The organism is Endozoicomonas sp. SESOKO3 (assembly GCF_024606255.1).
Map to the genome: position 1 here is coordinate 1 of NZ_JAHHPR010000060.1, position 1,578 is coordinate 1,578.

The window sequence follows — 1,578 nt, forward strand, 5'->3', positions numbered from 1 at the left end:
GTATTTGCCCGCCTGAGCATCGCCGTAGTTATCTTCATTGATACCAGAACTGCGGATCATCACCGGCCCTGATGGGGAGAGTTCGTCCAGCTGACAGCGCAGATCCCTGATCTGCCGGGCCGCTTCAGAATCTTTAACCAGTTCATAAAAGTCATTACTGGCAACAAATTTCGCCAGACCGGCCAGCCACTTAGCCCTTTTGGATGGCTCTGTAGCTAGCAAGCCATTGAGGTATTCCCTGATGTTCGTCAGGCTGGCCGTTTCAACCCAAAGTTCATCGACTATGCCGGGAAGATAGGGGATCAAACGATGGATATCAAAAGTGTGTTGTTCAAGAACATTCGTCACACTGGCTGTAACACATCTGAAGGGCGGAACAGCCAGGCCTGCTTGGTGCATACACTGCAAAAACATCCCCTTACCCCCAAGCTGTTGTCGATTGAGAAGAGAACGATCAGAAGAGTCTGAATCAGGCCTGCGGCAGATGCGCTTGGCTAATGGCCTTGTCTCGGTCAAAGTGTCGAGAGCATCAATATCCTTGAAATACCTCTTGGATGGGCTTTTTTCACCGGTATTCTTGCAGGAATAAGTGATCGGGCTTTGATAATCAGGCTCATAAAACTGAGTATTTTGCATTGAGACCTCTATTGTAATGTCAAATCCATGACTTAATGGCTAGCGCATGAGATGGTCAGTGAACGTGGAGCCAATACGTTATAGATAATTTATTCCTGCATTTCTGACAGTCATATTTTAATAAAGTTCACCCATCACTCTGAAGCACACAATTTGATCAGTCTCATGGCTACTATAACTATCACTACCAAGCTGACGCACGGCTGATAGCTCCGCGGAGGCATTTTCTTTCTGCTTCATAGGCTCAAAAGTCACCTGCCCGGTCATCATTCTTCGCATCGTAAGCTGCGGACCAGGCTGCTAGCCCATACCAATCTTACTCTGCAAATAAGCCATAAAATTACTCACTTTTTCCAGGATTAGTTTTCTAGCGCCTTCTTGTTCATGATCAGGGTATGTCGATATTCCTGATTCCATAATGTAAGGGACAATGCGATTTAATACTTTTTGCAGTTCTTCCACATCCGCATCCGGATATGTATGTTCTAAATCAATCTGCCCGTCATTAATCTGAGATTCAACTCTTGTCATTGCAATCTGAAGAAGCACAAGAGGGTCATTACCATTGCTGGCCTGTGCCATATCAGATGTATCTATTGATGGCTGCATTAGATGTTGCCCACCCGCAACAGACCAGAATAATTGAGGTGAAGTGTTTAGTAGCTTTGTTTGTTCCTGCTCAGGTATAGAAGGTAAGATGACTTGCAATAAAGTCTGAACAACTAAAATTGCTACAATTTTAATGTCCTTACCAGCATAAGCAGACTGACTGCAAATGCTACTCATATTACAAAATAAAAGTAAGAGAGAAAAGAATACATTTCTGACTGTTTTCATAGAGCATACTCTTTTTTCTGAAAGCTCCTAGTATAGATATAGATAGCAACATAGATACTCTGAACCCCACTAAAAAACAAAGCCAGCCTATCAGTGAAACGCGGG

2 protein-coding genes are annotated in these 1,578 nt (G+C 43.8%); both read right to left on the bottom strand.

The genetic code is table 11. From position 1 onward, the window contains the following. Nucleotides 1–636, bottom strand: a 636-nt coding sequence (locus KDK18_RS01020; protein WP_257252547.1) for a PEP/pyruvate-binding domain-containing protein, incomplete at its 3' end; no start/stop codon positions are given. A 300-nt stretch (nt 637–936) separates the two neighbouring features. Then, nucleotides 937–1,473, bottom strand: coding sequence for a hypothetical protein (locus KDK18_RS01025; RefSeq protein WP_257252548.1), 537 nt, complete (start codon nt 1,471–1,473; stop codon nt 937–939). Nucleotides 1,474–1,578 lie beyond the last annotated feature (105 nt).

Bases quoted from the DNA above. Each gene is read 5' to 3' on its own strand.
- KDK18_RS01025 (WP_257252548.1), bottom strand. From the start codon at position 1,473: ATGAAAACAGTCAGAAATGTATTCTTTTCTCTCTTACTTTTATTTTGT.